Below are 13175 nucleotides of genomic sequence, written 5' to 3'. Positions count from 1 at the left end.
TGCTGTTCTCCTAATATTAATAAACGTGACACAATACCTCACCACCAATGTTTAATTTGGCTGCTTCTTTATCGGTCATTACACCTTTAGAAGTAGATAAGATTGCGATACCTAAACCGTTTAATACTCTTGGCATATTTTCAACACCAGCATAGTTTCTCAAACCTGGTTTACTTACTCGCACTAATGTACGAATAGCAGGAACTTTAGTAATCGGATTGTATTTCAAAGCAATTTTAATGGTGCCTTGAACTGTAGTATCTTCAAACTTGTAGTTCGCGATGTAACCTTTATCGAAAAGAACTTTAGTAATTTCTTTTTTAAGGTTTGATGCAGGAATTTCTACAACACGGTGGTTGGCCTTAATGGCATTCCTTACTCTTGTTAAATAATCTGCTATTGGATCTGTATTCATTATTTATTGTTTTTGATAGTGGTTTCCTTCTGCTACCCAGCTGTGGGACCTGCTATCGGTTAAAATTCTTTCAAAGCGAAAAGCAAAAAGACTAAAGCCTAAAGCGGGTTTATTCGCTTTAGACTTTAAGCTTTCAGCTCTAAGCTATATTTACCAAGATGCTTTTTTAACACCTGGTATTTTACCGTCTAGTGCCATCTGGCGGAACGTTACCCTTGAAATACCAAAGGTACGCATATATCCACGAGGGCGACCAGTTAATTTACAACGGTTGTGTAAACGTACCGGAGATGAGTTTTTAGGTAATTTATCTAAACCCTCGAAATCTCCTGCAGCTTTTAATACTGCACGTTTTTCAGCGTATCTAGCTACCAATTTTTGGCGCTTAACTTCGCGTGCTTTTACACCTTCTTTTGCCATTATTCTGCTGTTTTTTGATTTTTAAATGGTAATCCGAATTGTTTCAATAACTCAAGAGCCTCAACGTCAGATTTTGCCGAAGTTACGAAAGTTATATCCATACCTAAAATTTTATTGATTTTATCTATATTAATCTCAGGAAAGATGATTTGTTCAGTAACACCTAACGTGTAGTTACCTTTTCCATCGAAACCTTTATCGTTAATACCTTTGAAATCACGGATACGAGGCAAAGCTACAGAGATCAAACGATCTAAGAACTCGTACATGTTGTTATCGCGTAAAGTAACACGTACACCTACCGGCATACCTTTACGTAATTTAAAGTTAGAGATATCTTTCTTTGAATTAGCCGGAACCGCTTGCTGACCAGTAATGGTAGTCAACTCAACGATAGTGGTATCCATAATTTTCTTATCTGTAACAGAAAAACGACCAACACCCTGATTGATACAGATTTTTTCCAATTTAGGAACCTGCATTACAGTTTTGTACTGAAATTTTTCTTTTAGTGCATTTACAACTTCTTCTTTGTATTTGCTTTTTAATCTTGGTGTAGCCATTATTTAATCTCCTCTCCTGAAATTTTAGCAACTCTAACTAATTTACCATCTGCGTTAAGTTTACGACCTACGCGGGTAGTTTTACCAGATTTTGGATCAACCAACATCAAGTTAGAAATGTGAAGAGCAGCTTCTTTTTTAATAATACCACCGTTTGGATTAGCAGCATTTGGTTTAGTATGTTTAGATACTAAGTTGATGCCTTCCACAATGGCTCTGTTTTTATCTGTAAGTACTGAAAGTACTTTTCCTTGTTGACCTTTTGAATCGCCAGCAATGACTTTAACTAAATCTCCTGTGCGGATTTTAAGTTTTGATGGTGTATTTACTTTGTTTCCCATTTTATAATACCTCCGGTGCTAATGATACAATTTTCATGAATTGTTTTTCACGTAGTTCTCTCGCAACCGGGCCAAAGATACGTGTACCTCTTGGCTCATCCTGTGCGTTCAATAATACAGCAGCATTATCGTCAAAACGGATATAAGAACCATCTTTACGACGGATTTCTTTTTTAGTTCTTACAACAACTGCTTTAGAAACTGTACCTTTTTTAATGTTACCAGAAGGTAACGCGCTTTTTACGGTAACAACTACTTTATCACCAATTGAAGCATAACGTTTGCCGGTTCCACCTAGCACACGAATTACCAATACTTCTTTTGCGCCGCTGTTATCAGCAACGTTTAATCTTGATTCCTGTTGTACCATCTTATTTAGCTCTTTCTAAAATTTGTACCAATCTCCAGTTCTTGTTTTTACTCAAAGGACGAGTTTCCATAATTAATACCGTATCACCGATACCGCACTCATTTTTCTCGTCGTGAGCCATAAATTTGGTAGTTTTCTTTACGAACTTACCATAAATCGGGTGTTTTACTTTACGTTCCACGCTCACTACAACAGATTTATCCATCTTGTTGCTTACCACTAACCCGGTTCTTGTTTTTCTTAATTGTCTTTCCATGTCGACTCTCAAATTATTTAGTTTCAGTAGCTGACTCAGTGTTTTTCACTTTAGTCAACTCAGTGTTTAAACGGGCTATGTCTTTCCTTACTTTTGCAATACGTGAAGGATTTTCGATAGCTGAAATAGTGTGAGCGAACTTCAATTTTGATAAGTTCTCTTTTTCTTCCGCAATCTTAGCTACTAATTCTTCTTTTGAAAGCCCTGTGATTTCTGAATTTTTCATTTTTCTTTTTCTTTTACGTTGAGTGTAGCGGTTATAATAAACAAGTATTTACAACATTCACCTCAACACTTTACTATGCTTCTACGTAATCTCTACGTACTACGAATTTGGTTTGGATCGGTAATTTCTGAGCAGCTAAACGCAATGCTTCTTTAGCAACTTCTAAAGGCACACCTTCAGCTTCGAAAATTACGCGTCCAGGTCTTACAACTGCTACCCAATATTCAGGAGCACCTTTACCTTTACCCATACGTACCTCAGCAGGTTTTTTAGTTACCGGTTTGTCCGGGAAGATCCTGATCCATACTTGGCCTTCACGTTTCATGAAACGAGTTACGGCAATACGGGCAGCCTCTATCTGACGACTTGTGATCCAAGTAGCTTCTAGAGATTTGATACCGAAAGATCCGAATGCTAACTCAGCTCCACGAGAAGCTAAACCTTTCATTCTGCCTTTTTGCATCTTCCTGAACTTCGTTCTTTTTGGCTGTAACATTTTATTTTGTTCTAATCGTTAAACGATGTTAATAAATCAATTATTTACGAGGACCTCTGTTAGCGCCTGCGCCACCACCTCTGTTTGCACCACCTTGGCCTGGACCACGACCACCGCCTTGGTTTCCACCACGTCTGTCGTTACCACCGCCACGATTATCTCTTCCACCACCACGGTTATCTCTTCCACCGAAAGCTGGTTTATCTGATGCGCCTTTTGGACCGTTGTTTGTTGCACCAATGTTTGGAGACAAATCACGTTTTCCATAAACCTCACCTTTACAGATCCAAACTTTAACACCTATTTTACCATAAGTAGTTAAGGCTTCAGCTAAAGCGTAGTCAATATCAGCACGGAATGTATGCAAAGGCACTCTTCCTTCTTTGTACTGCTCAGTACGTGCCATCTCAGCACCACCTAAACGACCAGAAGTCATGATTTTGATACCTTCAGCACCCATACGCATGGTTGATGCGATAGAAGATTTCATTGCTCTACGGAATGAGATCCTTGCTTCTAATTGTTTTGCAACACCTTCTGCAACTAATTGTGCATCAAGTTCCGGGCGTTTAATTTCGAAGATGTTAATTTGAATTTCCTTTTTAGTCAATTTCTTTAACTCTTCTTTGATTTTATCAACCTCGGCACCTGCTTTACCGATTACAATACCCGGACGAGCTGTGTGGATGGTAACCGTGATACGTTTTAACGTACGCTCGATAACCACTTTTGCAACACCGCCTTTTGCGATACGGGCAGAAAGGTATTTTCTTATTTTCTCATCTTCAACTAATTTATCGGAGTAGTTGTTGCCACCGAACCAGTTAGAATCCCATCCTTTGATAATTCCTAACCTGGCACCTATTGGATTTGCTTTTTGTCCCATTTCCTAATTAGTTTTGAGTTGTTTCTGTGTTTTTACTATCTACAATCAGCGTTACGTGGTTAGAACGTTTACGAATTCTATATCCACGGCCTTGAGGAGCTGGACGTAAGCGTTTTAACTGACGGCCACCATCAACCATTACTGTTTTTACAAAAAGTTGGTTTTCTTCAGGGCGGGCACCTTCATTTTTAGATTCCCAGTTTTTGATAGCAGATAATAATAATTTCTCAACTCTTATTGCTGCTTCTTTATTGGTAAACTTTAAAATGCTTAATGCTTTCTCTACACGTTCACCTCTGATAAGATCTACAACCAAACGCATCTTACGCGGTGAGGTTGGACAATTGTTTAATTTTGCTATTGCTTCCATTGTCTAATTATTTTTTCTTTTCAGCGTGTCCTCTGAATGTTCTGGTTGGAGCAAATTCTCCCAACTTGTGACCAACCATGTTTTCTGTAACATACACAGGGATAAACTTGTTACCATTGTGTACTGCAAATGTATGATTAACGAAATCTGGTGATATCATTGATCTGCGAGACCAAGTTTTGATTACAGACTTTTTGCCTGAATCATTCATAGAGTTTACTTTTTTCTCTACGTTATGGTCAATATAAGGTCCTTTTTTTATCGAACGAGCCATTATTTCTTCCTTCTCTCTATGATGTAACGATTAGAATATTTTTTAAGTTCTCTGGTTTTGTAGCCCTTAGCTAAAACACCATTTCTTGAACGTGGGTGACCACCTGATGATCTACCTTCACCACCACCCATTGGGTGATCTACTGGGTTCATCGCTACCGGTCTAGTTCTCGGACGACGGCCCAACCAACGTTTACGACCTGCTTTACCTAATACTTCGTTTGCGTGATCTGAGTTAGATACAGCACCGATAGTAGCCAGACAAGTAGTCAAGATTAAACGGGTTTCGCCTGAAGGCATTTTTAAAGTAGCATATTTACCATCGCGTGCAGCTAATTGTGCATAAGCACCTGCACTACGAGCCAATTGTGCTCCTTTTCCAGGGTGGATCTCCACGTTGTGGATGATAGAACCTAATGGAATGTTCGATAATTTTAAAGTGTTACCTACTTCTGGAGCTGCTTTGTCGCCCGATAATAATACCGAACCAACTTGCAATCCTTCAGGAGCGATGATATAACGCTTCTCGCCATCTGCATAGTGTAATAATGCGATGCGGGCAGTACGGTTTGGATCGTATTCAACAGTAGCTACTGTTGCAGGAATATCGAATTTATCGCGTTTGAAGTCGATTAAACGATATGATTTTTTGTGACCACCGCCCATGTAGCGCATAGTCATTTTTCCTGTATTGTTACGTCCACCAGACTTTTTTGATGATACAACCAATGATTTTTCGGGCTTGGTTGCTGTAATCTCCGTAAAACTAGCACCAACTCTGAAGCGGGTACCTGGAGTAACTGGTTTAAATTTTCTTAAGCCCATAGTTATAATGAATTATTAAATTAAAGGGTTGCGTAATAATCTATTGTTTCGCCGTCTTTTAACGTTACGATTGCTTTTTTGTATTTCGGGCTACGGCCTGATACAAAACCTGCTTTAGTGTAACGAGATTTAGCTTTTCCATCAACAACCATTGTATTCACTGCAACGATGGTTACACCGTACAATTTCTCAATAGCAGCTTTGATTTGGATTTTGTTAGCCTTGTGGTTAACACTGAACGTGAAACGGTTAGATTTCTCAGATAAAGCTGAAGCTTTTTCGGTTAATATTGGTTTTTTTAAAATTTCCATATTATTTGGCAAACGCCTCCTCCAAAGTTTTAACAGAATCAGCAGTTAACACAAGTACACCAGCGTTTAATACATCATAAGTATTTAAATCTGCTGCAGAGATTACTTTAGTTTTCTGAACGTTTCTGCTTGATAAATAGATATTATTATTTTGTGCAGGTAAAACCAACAAAGTTTTTTGATCATCTACTTTTAAAGCAGCCAATAAACTTGTGTAGTTTTTAGTTTTAATCGTATCGAAGTTAAAATCTTCTAAAACTACCACGTTATTGTCTTTTGCTTTGTAAGCTAAAGCAGATTTACGTGCTAATGATTTTAATTTCTTATTCAATTTAAAACTGTAATCACGTGGCTGAGGACCGAAAACACGACCACCACCGTTAAATAACGGAGATTTAATGCTACCAGCACGGGCACCACCTGTACCTTTTTGTTTGTATAGTTTGCGGGTTGAACCAGCAATCTCATTACGTTGTTTAGATTTGTGAGTACCTTGACGTTGGTTAGCCAAATACTGTTTAACATCTAAATAAATCGCGTGGTCGTTAGGCTCGATACCAAATACCGATTCAGGAAGTTGCACCTTGGCACCTGTTTCTTTACCTGAAATGTTTAATACTTTAACTTCCATCTGATTATTTGTCTAAGATTACGTAAGAACCTTTAGCTCCTGGAATGGAACCACTAACTACTAATAAGTTTTGCTCAGCATAAACTTTCAAAACCTGTAAGTTCTGAATTTTTACCCTGTCTCCACCTGTTCTTCCAGCCATGCGCATTCCTTTGAATACACGTGATGGAAATGATGATGCTCCCAATGAACCTGGGGCACGTAAACGGTTATGCTGACCGTGAGTCTGCATACCAACACCGGCAAATCCGTGGCGTTTTACAACACCTTGAAAACCTTTACCTTTTGAGGTACCTACAACATCAACAAAATCGCCTTCTGCGAATGCATCAACGGTTACCACATCACCTAAATTAAGTGAAGTTGTAAACGAATCGAATTCTACCAGCTTGCGTTTCGGAGTTGTGTTTGCTTTCGCGAAATGGCCTTTTAACGGTTGAGTTGTGTTTTTCTCTTTTTTCTCATCGTAACCCAGTTGGATTGATGAATACCCGTCTTTTTCTTCGGTCTTTACTTGTGTAACTACACAAGGCCCAGCCTCGATTACCGTACAAGGAATGTTTCTTCCTTCGGCATCAAAGATACTGGTCATTCCTACTTTTTTTCCAATAATTCCTGACATTTTATCTTTTCTTTTTAACACCCATCGAAGCAGTAGGGCTTCGTTCAAGGTGGTTGTACATCCCCCGAAAGGGACGGCAAAGATAGGCAAGAATTATTAATTTTCAAATAGTTAGCTAAATATTTTTTCAAATAAATTGCTGATATGATGGGATTTAACTGAAAAATGGATGTTAATGAGCCATCCTGATGCTGAAACCAACTGTTACAAACCTGATTAAAAGCAATTTATATAGCTTTTTAAAATAAAAAATGCTTTGAAAAGAAGTTAAAATTAACATTTTAAACCTGATCTTCAGCCTTATTATCAATTGCTTCACAAATATGATATATTGCCAACCCATTACAGCCATAAAGATCCGACTCGGCTACTAATAAATCACCGCAAATTAGGGCCATTATCATGTCTTTTTTTAATAAGAAATACTCACATAAGGCCGAATAGAAAAACATAAACTCACCGTCTGAAAAAGTTTCCCGGTCCGGAAAGCCCTGATCGATATAATATTGCTCATTTAACAACTTAAATCCTTTTTCAATATCCTTATCTATCATAGCCGCATGGGCAACAAAAAACCTGAGGTATCAAAAATCAGGAAAACGTTCCATCCCCTCTTTTAATACTGCATTTGCCTCATCGCTAAGTGCCGCATTTATATTGTAAAAATAACTCCGCATAAATATGGGTTATTAGGATGCTCGGTTATAAGCTTTTAATCTGTTCTAAATTTTCTTCAGATTTTTCATCAAAAAGAACTCCATAATCATCAATGCAATCTGCGATTTCATCCTCAAGCGCTTCATTAACACTAAAGTTCTAGGGCATAACCATTGTATTCAAATCTCGGATAAACGGTCTTCATTCAATGTTGGCAGGTTTTGTTTACGAAGTATATTTATATAAGCGCCTGCAGAAATAGAAAAACGTTGCTTTAAATCCGGAGTTTTTCTCCCTTCCAGGATGTCGTCAAATTATGTACCCATATCAAAATCCTCATCCTCTTCAAACCCACCCCCATCATAGTAAAATAGGTAATTTCCCTGTCCAACATTTTTATCCAGCATGGCTAGTATTTGATTTATTTTAGCAGGACTATCATTTGGGCCAACATAATAGGCAGGCACACCGTTTTGTCCAAATTCAATATCAATCAAGGGGATGTGATCATCATCTTCTTCTAATATAAATTGAGCAACCGTCCAGTCTTTATGCGGTTTGAGGCCGCAGTCATTCGCGAAAGCTACCGCTCCGTAGATGATATTATGCGCCTGATTGTATTCAATTTCTTCGCCTTTGATGTAATCTATAAGGTCGAACATTTCATCTTCAGATACATTGAACTTAAAAAAGGCGTCCTTAACCCCTAAACATTTCAAATCAACCAGATAAAAACCAATGGTCACATTTCCATTAGTATGTTTCCGGCTTACCAATATATTGGCCATACCCGACTCTTCCCAATCCGAATTGATGTAGCAGCTACCTAGTTGTAATCCCCTAGCCCGGGCTTTAATAAAATTCTCCGGTTTTTGGAACAATTGAACAGTTTTACCTGATTTTGCCATTGGCTCTGTTTTTTTTCAAGTATCAAACAGCAATTGTAGCTGTTTAATTTTAATATCTGATAAAATTAATGCGCAATCCCGCCGTTTAAGCTAATGGTTATAATAGCCAAAATAATAAATCCTATCAGTACATATAGGTAATCGCGCTCGATCAAAAAGCTAAAAATTGCGAAGACGATCCGCGCAATCGGCGTAAAAATAAGCATCAGTATGCCAAACTGTACAATAGCATCACCCTGAAAACTAGCTACGCCTTTAAATATACCTGAAATGGAAGAAAACTTACTAAGTTCCGGTTTGAAAACTTTATAATCCGTAATGGCTCCTTTGTTATGGAGGAGGAAAATGGCACCGCCGATTAAAACGATGGACATCGAAATGATTACACCTGCACGTAAAAGTGTGCCGAGAATGACCTGGATATCCTTGTCGTTCAGATTTTCTTTTTTTGCTGTATCCATTATAATCCACTTATTCCTTTATAAATCATCTGCAATGCCAAAAAAGCAACTACAATGGCAAACGCAATTTTAAGTTTATCGGTTTTGGCCTTTACCAATACTTTCGAGCCCACGGTTGCCCCTGTTAAAACACCAATACATACCGGCATGGCAATACCAGGATCAATCTGGCCACGGTGCAGATAAACTACTGCACTGGCCGCTGCCGTAACGCCCATCATAAAATTACTGGTTGTGGTTGATACCTTAAAGGGTAATCGCATAATATTATCCATTGCAATTACCTTTAGGGCTCCACTCCCAATACCGAGTAAGCCTGATAAGGTTCCAGCAAAAAGCATCATTAAAAAACCACCGGGAACATTTTTTACTGTGTATGGATGGTCTATTCCTTTATCAGGGTAAGAGCTGTTGAGTCTAAAAAACCTGGCCCATTTATCTGTATTTTCCAAAGTAGTATGATCTACCTTTTTCTTTAAAGTCATGATAGCCGAAAAGATTAAAATACAGCCAAACAGAATAGCAATATAATTTGCATTGAGGTAAACGGCCACAATTGCACCGCAAATGGCTCCTATAGTGGTGGCGATTTCTAAAAACATCCCGATACGGATATTAGTGATGCCTTCTTTTACATAAGCAGCTGCAGAGCCTGAAGAAGTCGCAATAACCGAAACAATGGATGCACCAATTGCATAGTGAATGTCAACACCTAAAGCGAGTGTAAGCAACGGAATGATGATTACTCCCCCGCCTAAACCAGTTAGCGAGCCCAATAACCCGGCTAAAAAAGCACCTAACAAAACGATAATGGTAAACAGCAAAACCGACATGTAGGCAAATATAAAACACTTGTTTTGGTGAAACGAAGGTTTTAGGGAATAAAATAAAGTCTATATGTTATATGGATGATGTAAGATGGGAGATAGAACGTGGAAGCTGTGCCATCCCAATTTTGGAACATATGAATGAAAAATCAGGTTGGTTAACTAACTACATTTATATCTTCAAATGCCTGGTATTCATTATCAAAAAGGAAATTATAAAGCGTGTATGATTTATCAAATGAATTACCATCGGTACCGTGTGGATATCCGCCATTAATTTTACGGTTAAACAGCAACCCATGGTTAACAAATTTATGATCCGGAAAACAGTTTTCGGTTATCTTTTTAAGCCTTTGCACTACATCTCCCGCATCAGTAATATGGCCAATTGATGAAGAAACAGCAAACGAAATTGATCTGGGCCCATCAGGTTCTGCACTTAAGGTTTTATGCGAAATTAACTCTTCGAAAAAATGGTATAGTAATTTGTTAAAAGAGATACCCGCAAACTTAATTTATAATTCAAATCTACTTCCCGATACTCTATTTTGGGAAAGCGAATATCCATTGCATAATTGGGAAATTGACGATGATAACTATTCAGCACTGTGAGTTCATTGAATGCAGCCCTAACATCATGATCAAGCTGAATGCCTGCTGCAGGAAGTGTATTGCTCATAAGCCGCTCTATTTTATCTTTTATAATAGCGGTAAGCTTGCCATAGCCTGGGTACGCCTCATTTATATCTCTTGTACCTATCGGATAATATTGGTAAACAGCCTGAACTAAATTGAAAAACGGGTTATTGCCGACTGAGATTTTTATTTCTGGTACCATAATTAAATACAAAACTTAAATTTTAAAAAAACTGTCAACTTGTACATGCTGCTAAAGTATTTAAGCATCATTTTCTGCATAATAAATAACCCTATTGACTTTGTCATCATTAGAATTATAGTTATCAGTATTCTGTAATCCCCCTAAAAAATCCTGAATAATAAACATTTCTAAAAAATATGTAAATCCAATGCACTTTGAATTAGAAATTTGATTTAAATCCAGCTCCATTTCTTCTGTCGATAATTTCAAAACTAAGGCTTCAGAAAATGATTGAAACCTATCATCAGGTTTTTTAGCAAAAACTACATGAATCGTTTCGTCAGAGTCGACATATTCATTATGACTTAAAATAACCTCACTTAGTTTCATATAATGACTTATTATAGTATTTAAAAAATTTAATATTCAGAAATGCTAGCCGTTTACACCATAAAATTGTATTGTACAGACTATTGTTAAGCCATTTAATTATGCTTTATAATAGAGCTTACTTTCTTTATCTATATCAACTTCCCGAAAACTTTCTAACAGCTCAAAAGCGATTTGTCTAACGGTTTCCGCTATCGGAGAAATAGTTGATTTGTTGCCATTAGCATCCTTTACTGTCCATCCTGAAGTATTCAGTAATAATGGACCGGAATTGGCGAGTGATTTAATTATTTTAGCTCTGGTAAAAGCAATTCCATCCGAATCAATAATTACTTTTTTATTGTTCCACCAGTTCTCTTGCGATACTTTTTTTAACGCCGAACGATCTGATTTGGAAAAATAATCCCATCCTTTACCAGCCTTGTACTCTAGTTTTAACAAACCGATAAAATTGGTCAGGCTTTTAGTGTTATAAATCTCGGAACTGCAATACAGATTAAGGTGACCCAATTTAAGCTGGCTAACCAATGATTTTGAATGATCTGAATTATGAAAAATCAAAGCAACTTTTTGCGCAATTGATAAAATAACATCACCAGATCCATTATCGTATTCAACACAAAGTATTTGTATCTCTTCTAGTTGTTGTTGCAACAGCGAAATCAATTCAGGTTTATTTAAAGTGGTTTTCATACTCAATGGTTTATTTACCTAATCGTTTAATCATCTCCGCACTTAAATCCCTGCCATCATTCAGCCGGTTGGCAAAAAATGATTTGGCCGCTTCAAAATGTTCTTTATATCCCTTTAAATCTCCATAACCGATAATTGATGCCCATTCATGCACCGCAGTATGGAATTCCAAATCATCGCCACGGATTGATTTGTCATATAATGCCGTATTGATCGATTCTTCGAGCATGGCCTCATTTTTAAAAAGGTATTCGGCAATGCCCAACCTTAATTTAAAGGGCGGTGTTTGGCAGATCAGGTTATCATAAGGGTTTACGCCCATTTTATACCAGGCATACACCATACTCAATAAACTGAGGTGCGAATTGGGTTTCTGCTTATGGTCTGCATCAGATAGGCTGAACTCTTTCATGATATTATCATCCAAAAGCAAAAGCGAACGGCTCTCATGGAAAACGAAATCGCGGGCTGCATAAATTTTCTCCCTGAATTCCTTTTCATTTTCACAGATCATCAGCTTAAAAAGTTCAGATTCTGCCTGGGCATAGTATTTAACCTGTTTTTGCGCATAAGGGTTTAGAATGGCCAAACCGGCATAGATGTGCGATTTATAGCTAAAAATCCTCAGGGTAGTCAGGATCTTCACATTATCGATTCCACCTGCGTAAGCAGGATTATCCCATGGGAAGAAACCGGCATTTTTCCAGGCAGAACCCATGCTCTCAAAACCCATGTGCGTAACCGCTTGCGTATCGGCCACAATACGGTCGTGTTCGCGGTAGTCATCCATTTCGATAATGTTCGATTTTAAAGACTGATAAACTTCTAATGCCTGTGCATAAACCTCATCGGTAGCGCGGTGTCGCACCACCACAAGCGTTTGCCCCTCTGGACTGAAAGCAGGACCGTGCAAAGAATGACAGGTTACAATCTGTGTATCTAGCGAAAGGTGTTTTTCAAAAGCAGCAATTTCGGGGTGTTTAACTGATGTTTGGCCCGAAACAATTGCGCCATACTTGGTAGAGCGTGCAAAAGTAGCCACCACCTCATCAATTTTTTCGGCTTCAACGCAGTAAATGATAAAATCAGATTTACGTGCTACCTCATGGCCATCAATTAAAATTTCAATCCCCTTAGGTTCAAGCTCATTCTTTAAATCTGTAAAACGCAAGGGCATATCTGCCCCACATACCTTATAACCAGCATTTACAAACGATAAAGCATACAATTTGCCCATATCGCCCATACCAATAATTCCTATTTGCATGAAACAAATGTAACCTATCGTAAATAAATTTATAATAAAACTTAGATAAAATTGTTATTTAGAATGTTAAACCAATATAATTTTATCGATTTGCCAAAATCTTAAACAATTTTATTAACCGCAAATAGATAAAAATGTAGTTTTACA

The 13175-nt window shown here is 37.8% G+C and carries 23 protein-coding genes; all 23 read right to left on the bottom strand.

Annotated elements, in window-relative coordinates; genetic code table 11:
* Positions 1-16 precede the first annotated feature (16 nt).
* The 23 genes from rpsH to BLR60_RS14500 all read right to left on the bottom strand — a co-directional run bounded on the left by rpsH (position 17) and on the right by BLR60_RS14500 (position 13028).
* Positions 17-415: a 30S ribosomal protein S8 gene (gene rpsH, locus BLR60_RS14615; protein WP_010599896.1), complete on the bottom strand. Its 399-nt coding sequence runs from the start codon at positions 413-415 to the stop codon at positions 17-19.
* A 150-nt stretch (positions 416-565) separates the two neighbouring features.
* Entirely contained in the window at positions 566-835 is a 270-nt protein-coding gene (gene rpsN, locus BLR60_RS14610; RefSeq protein WP_025145214.1) for a 30S ribosomal protein S14, read from the bottom strand.
* A complete protein-coding gene (gene rplE / locus BLR60_RS14605) occupies positions 835-1401 on the bottom strand; it encodes a 50S ribosomal protein L5 (RefSeq protein WP_086547740.1) in 567 nt (188 codons plus the stop codon). The genes rpsN and rplE overlap by 1 nt, the downstream gene beginning before the upstream one ends.
* Positions 1398-1739 carry a 50S ribosomal protein L24 gene (gene rplX / locus BLR60_RS14600; RefSeq protein WP_090501105.1) on the bottom strand — a complete coding sequence of 114 codons (342 nt, stop codon included), beginning with the start codon at positions 1737-1739 and terminating at the stop codon, positions 1398-1400. Before rplX ends, rplE begins: the two co-directional genes overlap by 4 nt.
* 1 nt (position 1740) lies before the next feature.
* The gene (gene rplN / locus BLR60_RS14595; RefSeq protein WP_010599900.1) at positions 1741-2109 is read right to left on the bottom strand and encodes a 50S ribosomal protein L14; all 369 of its coding nucleotides are present in this window, start codon (positions 2107-2109) and stop codon (positions 1741-1743) included.
* Between the two features lies 1 nt (position 2110).
* The gene (gene rpsQ, locus BLR60_RS14590) at positions 2111-2365 is read right to left on the bottom strand and encodes a 30S ribosomal protein S17 (RefSeq protein ID WP_010599901.1); all 255 of its coding nucleotides are present in this window, start codon (positions 2363-2365) and stop codon (positions 2111-2113) included.
* A gap of 13 nt (positions 2366-2378) precedes the next feature.
* The gene (gene rpmC / locus BLR60_RS14585; protein ID WP_025145217.1) at positions 2379-2591 is read right to left on the bottom strand and encodes a 50S ribosomal protein L29; all 213 of its coding nucleotides are present in this window, start codon (positions 2589-2591) and stop codon (positions 2379-2381) included.
* A 73-nt stretch (positions 2592-2664) separates the two neighbouring features.
* Positions 2665-3087 carry a 50S ribosomal protein L16 gene (gene rplP, locus BLR60_RS14580; protein WP_010599903.1) on the bottom strand — a complete coding sequence of 141 codons (423 nt, stop codon included), beginning with the start codon at positions 3085-3087 and terminating at the stop codon, positions 2665-2667.
* Between the two features lie 40 nt (positions 3088-3127).
* Complete coding sequence (gene rpsC, locus BLR60_RS14575) at positions 3128-3973, bottom strand: 30S ribosomal protein S3 (protein WP_090501104.1); 846 nt, start codon at positions 3971-3973, stop codon at positions 3128-3130.
* 7 nt (positions 3974-3980) lie between these two features.
* Positions 3981-4343 carry a 50S ribosomal protein L22 gene (rplV, locus tag BLR60_RS14570; RefSeq protein ID WP_090501102.1) on the bottom strand — a complete coding sequence of 121 codons (363 nt, stop codon included), beginning with the start codon at positions 4341-4343 and terminating at the stop codon, positions 3981-3983.
* 7 nt (positions 4344-4350) lie between these two features.
* Positions 4351-4617 carry a 30S ribosomal protein S19 gene (gene rpsS, locus BLR60_RS14565; RefSeq protein WP_010599906.1) on the bottom strand — a complete coding sequence of 89 codons (267 nt, stop codon included), beginning with the start codon at positions 4615-4617 and terminating at the stop codon, positions 4351-4353.
* Entirely contained in the window at positions 4617-5441 is an 825-nt protein-coding gene (rplB, locus tag BLR60_RS14560) for a 50S ribosomal protein L2 (protein ID WP_090501100.1), read from the bottom strand. Before rplB ends, rpsS begins: the two co-directional genes overlap by 1 nt.
* Positions 5442-5461: 20 nt before the next feature.
* On the bottom strand, positions 5462-5752 hold the full coding sequence (rplW, locus tag BLR60_RS14555; RefSeq protein WP_090501098.1) for a 50S ribosomal protein L23: 291 nt from the start codon (positions 5750-5752) through the stop codon (positions 5462-5464).
* 1 nt (position 5753) lies between these two features.
* A complete protein-coding gene (rplD, locus tag BLR60_RS14550; protein WP_090501096.1) occupies positions 5754-6383 on the bottom strand; it encodes a 50S ribosomal protein L4 in 630 nt (209 codons plus the stop codon).
* A gap of 4 nt (positions 6384-6387) precedes the next feature.
* On the bottom strand, positions 6388-7005 hold the full coding sequence (gene rplC, locus BLR60_RS14545; protein ID WP_057932251.1) for a 50S ribosomal protein L3: 618 nt from the start codon (positions 7003-7005) through the stop codon (positions 6388-6390).
* Positions 7006-7286: 281 nt separating this feature from the next.
* A complete protein-coding gene (locus tag BLR60_RS14540; protein WP_090501094.1) occupies positions 7287-7559 on the bottom strand; it encodes a hypothetical protein in 273 nt (90 codons plus the stop codon).
* Positions 7560-7976: 417 nt separating this feature from the next.
* Entirely contained in the window at positions 7977-8570 is a 594-nt protein-coding gene (locus tag BLR60_RS14535; RefSeq protein ID WP_090501092.1) for a hypothetical protein, read from the bottom strand.
* A 65-nt stretch (positions 8571-8635) separates the two neighbouring features.
* Complete coding sequence (locus tag BLR60_RS14530; RefSeq protein ID WP_090501090.1) at positions 8636-9031, bottom strand: DUF1634 domain-containing protein; 396 nt, start codon at positions 9029-9031, stop codon at positions 8636-8638.
* A complete protein-coding gene (locus tag BLR60_RS14525; RefSeq protein WP_090501088.1) occupies positions 9031-9864 on the bottom strand; it encodes a sulfite exporter TauE/SafE family protein in 834 nt (277 codons plus the stop codon). The genes BLR60_RS14530 and BLR60_RS14525 overlap by 1 nt, the downstream gene beginning before the upstream one ends.
* A 451-nt stretch (positions 9865-10315) precedes the next feature.
* Complete coding sequence (locus BLR60_RS14515; RefSeq protein WP_090501084.1) at positions 10316-10696, bottom strand: hypothetical protein; 381 nt, start codon at positions 10694-10696, stop codon at positions 10316-10318.
* 60 nt (positions 10697-10756) lie between these two features.
* Positions 10757-11068 (bottom strand): hypothetical protein, encoded by a 312-nt coding sequence (locus tag BLR60_RS14510; protein ID WP_090501082.1) that lies wholly within the window; start codon positions 11066-11068, stop codon positions 10757-10759.
* A gap of 99 nt (positions 11069-11167) precedes the next feature.
* Positions 11168-11761: a hypothetical protein gene (locus BLR60_RS14505; protein ID WP_090501080.1), complete on the bottom strand. Its 594-nt coding sequence runs from the start codon at positions 11759-11761 to the stop codon at positions 11168-11170.
* A gap of 10 nt (positions 11762-11771) precedes the next feature.
* Positions 11772-13028, bottom strand: coding sequence for a prephenate dehydrogenase (locus BLR60_RS14500; protein WP_090501078.1), 1257 nt, complete (start codon positions 13026-13028; stop codon positions 11772-11774).
* Between the last annotated feature and the right edge of the window lie 147 nt (positions 13029-13175).

Origin of the sequence: Pedobacter terrae (genome assembly GCF_900100705.1) — a bacterium.
Classification (GTDB): Bacteria; Bacteroidota; Bacteroidia; order Sphingobacteriales; family Sphingobacteriaceae; genus Pedobacter; species Pedobacter terrae.
Note: the sequence above shows the minus strand (reverse complement) of the source record. Positions and strands in the feature narration are given on the sequence as shown.

Excerpts from the sequence above, each read along its gene's own strand:
- rpsH (WP_010599896.1), bottom strand. The coding sequence starts at position 415 with ATGAATACAGATCCAATAGCAGATTATTTAACAAGAGTAAGGAATGCC.
- rpsN (WP_025145214.1), bottom strand. The coding sequence starts at position 835 with ATGGCAAAAGAAGGTGTAAAAGCACGCGAAGTTAAGCGCCAAAAATTG.
- rplX (WP_090501105.1), bottom strand. The coding sequence starts at position 1,739 with ATGGGAAACAAAGTAAATACACCATCAAAACTTAAAATCCGCACAGGA.
- rplN (WP_010599900.1), bottom strand. The coding sequence starts at position 2,109 with ATGGTACAACAGGAATCAAGATTAAACGTTGCTGATAACAGCGGCGCA.
- rpsQ (WP_010599901.1), bottom strand. The coding sequence starts at position 2,365 with ATGGAAAGACAATTAAGAAAAACAAGAACCGGGTTAGTGGTAAGCAAC.
- rpmC (WP_025145217.1), bottom strand. The coding sequence starts at position 2,591 with ATGAAAAATTCAGAAATCACAGGGCTTTCAAAAGAAGAATTAGTAGCT.
- rplP (WP_010599903.1), bottom strand. The coding sequence starts at position 3,087 with ATGTTACAGCCAAAAAGAACGAAGTTCAGGAAGATGCAAAAAGGCAGA.
- rpsC (WP_090501104.1), bottom strand. The coding sequence starts at position 3,973 with ATGGGACAAAAAGCAAATCCAATAGGTGCCAGGTTAGGAATTATCAAA.
- rplV (WP_090501102.1), bottom strand. The coding sequence starts at position 4,343 with ATGGAAGCAATAGCAAAATTAAACAATTGTCCAACCTCACCGCGTAAG.
- rpsS (WP_010599906.1), bottom strand. The coding sequence starts at position 4,617 with ATGGCTCGTTCGATAAAAAAAGGACCTTATATTGACCATAACGTAGAG.
- rplB (WP_090501100.1), bottom strand. The coding sequence starts at position 5,441 with ATGGGCTTAAGAAAATTTAAACCAGTTACTCCAGGTACCCGCTTCAGA.
- rplW (WP_090501098.1), bottom strand. The coding sequence starts at position 5,752 with ATGGAAATTTTAAAAAAACCAATATTAACCGAAAAAGCTTCAGCTTTA.
- rplD (WP_090501096.1), bottom strand. The coding sequence starts at position 6,383 with ATGGAAGTTAAAGTATTAAACATTTCAGGTAAAGAAACAGGTGCCAAG.
- rplC (WP_057932251.1), bottom strand. The coding sequence starts at position 7,005 with ATGTCAGGAATTATTGGAAAAAAAGTAGGAATGACCAGTATCTTTGAT.
- BLR60_RS14540 (WP_090501094.1), bottom strand. The coding sequence starts at position 7,559 with ATGATAGATAAGGATATTGAAAAAGGATTTAAGTTGTTAAATGAGCAA.
- BLR60_RS14535 (WP_090501092.1), bottom strand. The coding sequence starts at position 8,570 with ATGGCAAAATCAGGTAAAACTGTTCAATTGTTCCAAAAACCGGAGAAT.
- BLR60_RS14530 (WP_090501090.1), bottom strand. The coding sequence starts at position 9,031 with ATGGATACAGCAAAAAAAGAAAATCTGAACGACAAGGATATCCAGGTC.
- BLR60_RS14525 (WP_090501088.1), bottom strand. The coding sequence starts at position 9,864 with ATGTCGGTTTTGCTGTTTACCATTATCGTTTTGTTAGGTGCTTTTTTA.
- BLR60_RS14515 (WP_090501084.1), bottom strand. The coding sequence starts at position 10,696 with ATGGTACCAGAAATAAAAATCTCAGTCGGCAATAACCCGTTTTTCAAT.
- BLR60_RS14510 (WP_090501082.1), bottom strand. The coding sequence starts at position 11,068 with ATGAAACTAAGTGAGGTTATTTTAAGTCATAATGAATATGTCGACTCT.
- BLR60_RS14505 (WP_090501080.1), bottom strand. The coding sequence starts at position 11,761 with ATGAAAACCACTTTAAATAAACCTGAATTGATTTCGCTGTTGCAACAA.
- BLR60_RS14500 (WP_090501078.1), bottom strand. The coding sequence starts at position 13,028 with ATGCAAATAGGAATTATTGGTATGGGCGATATGGGCAAATTGTATGCT.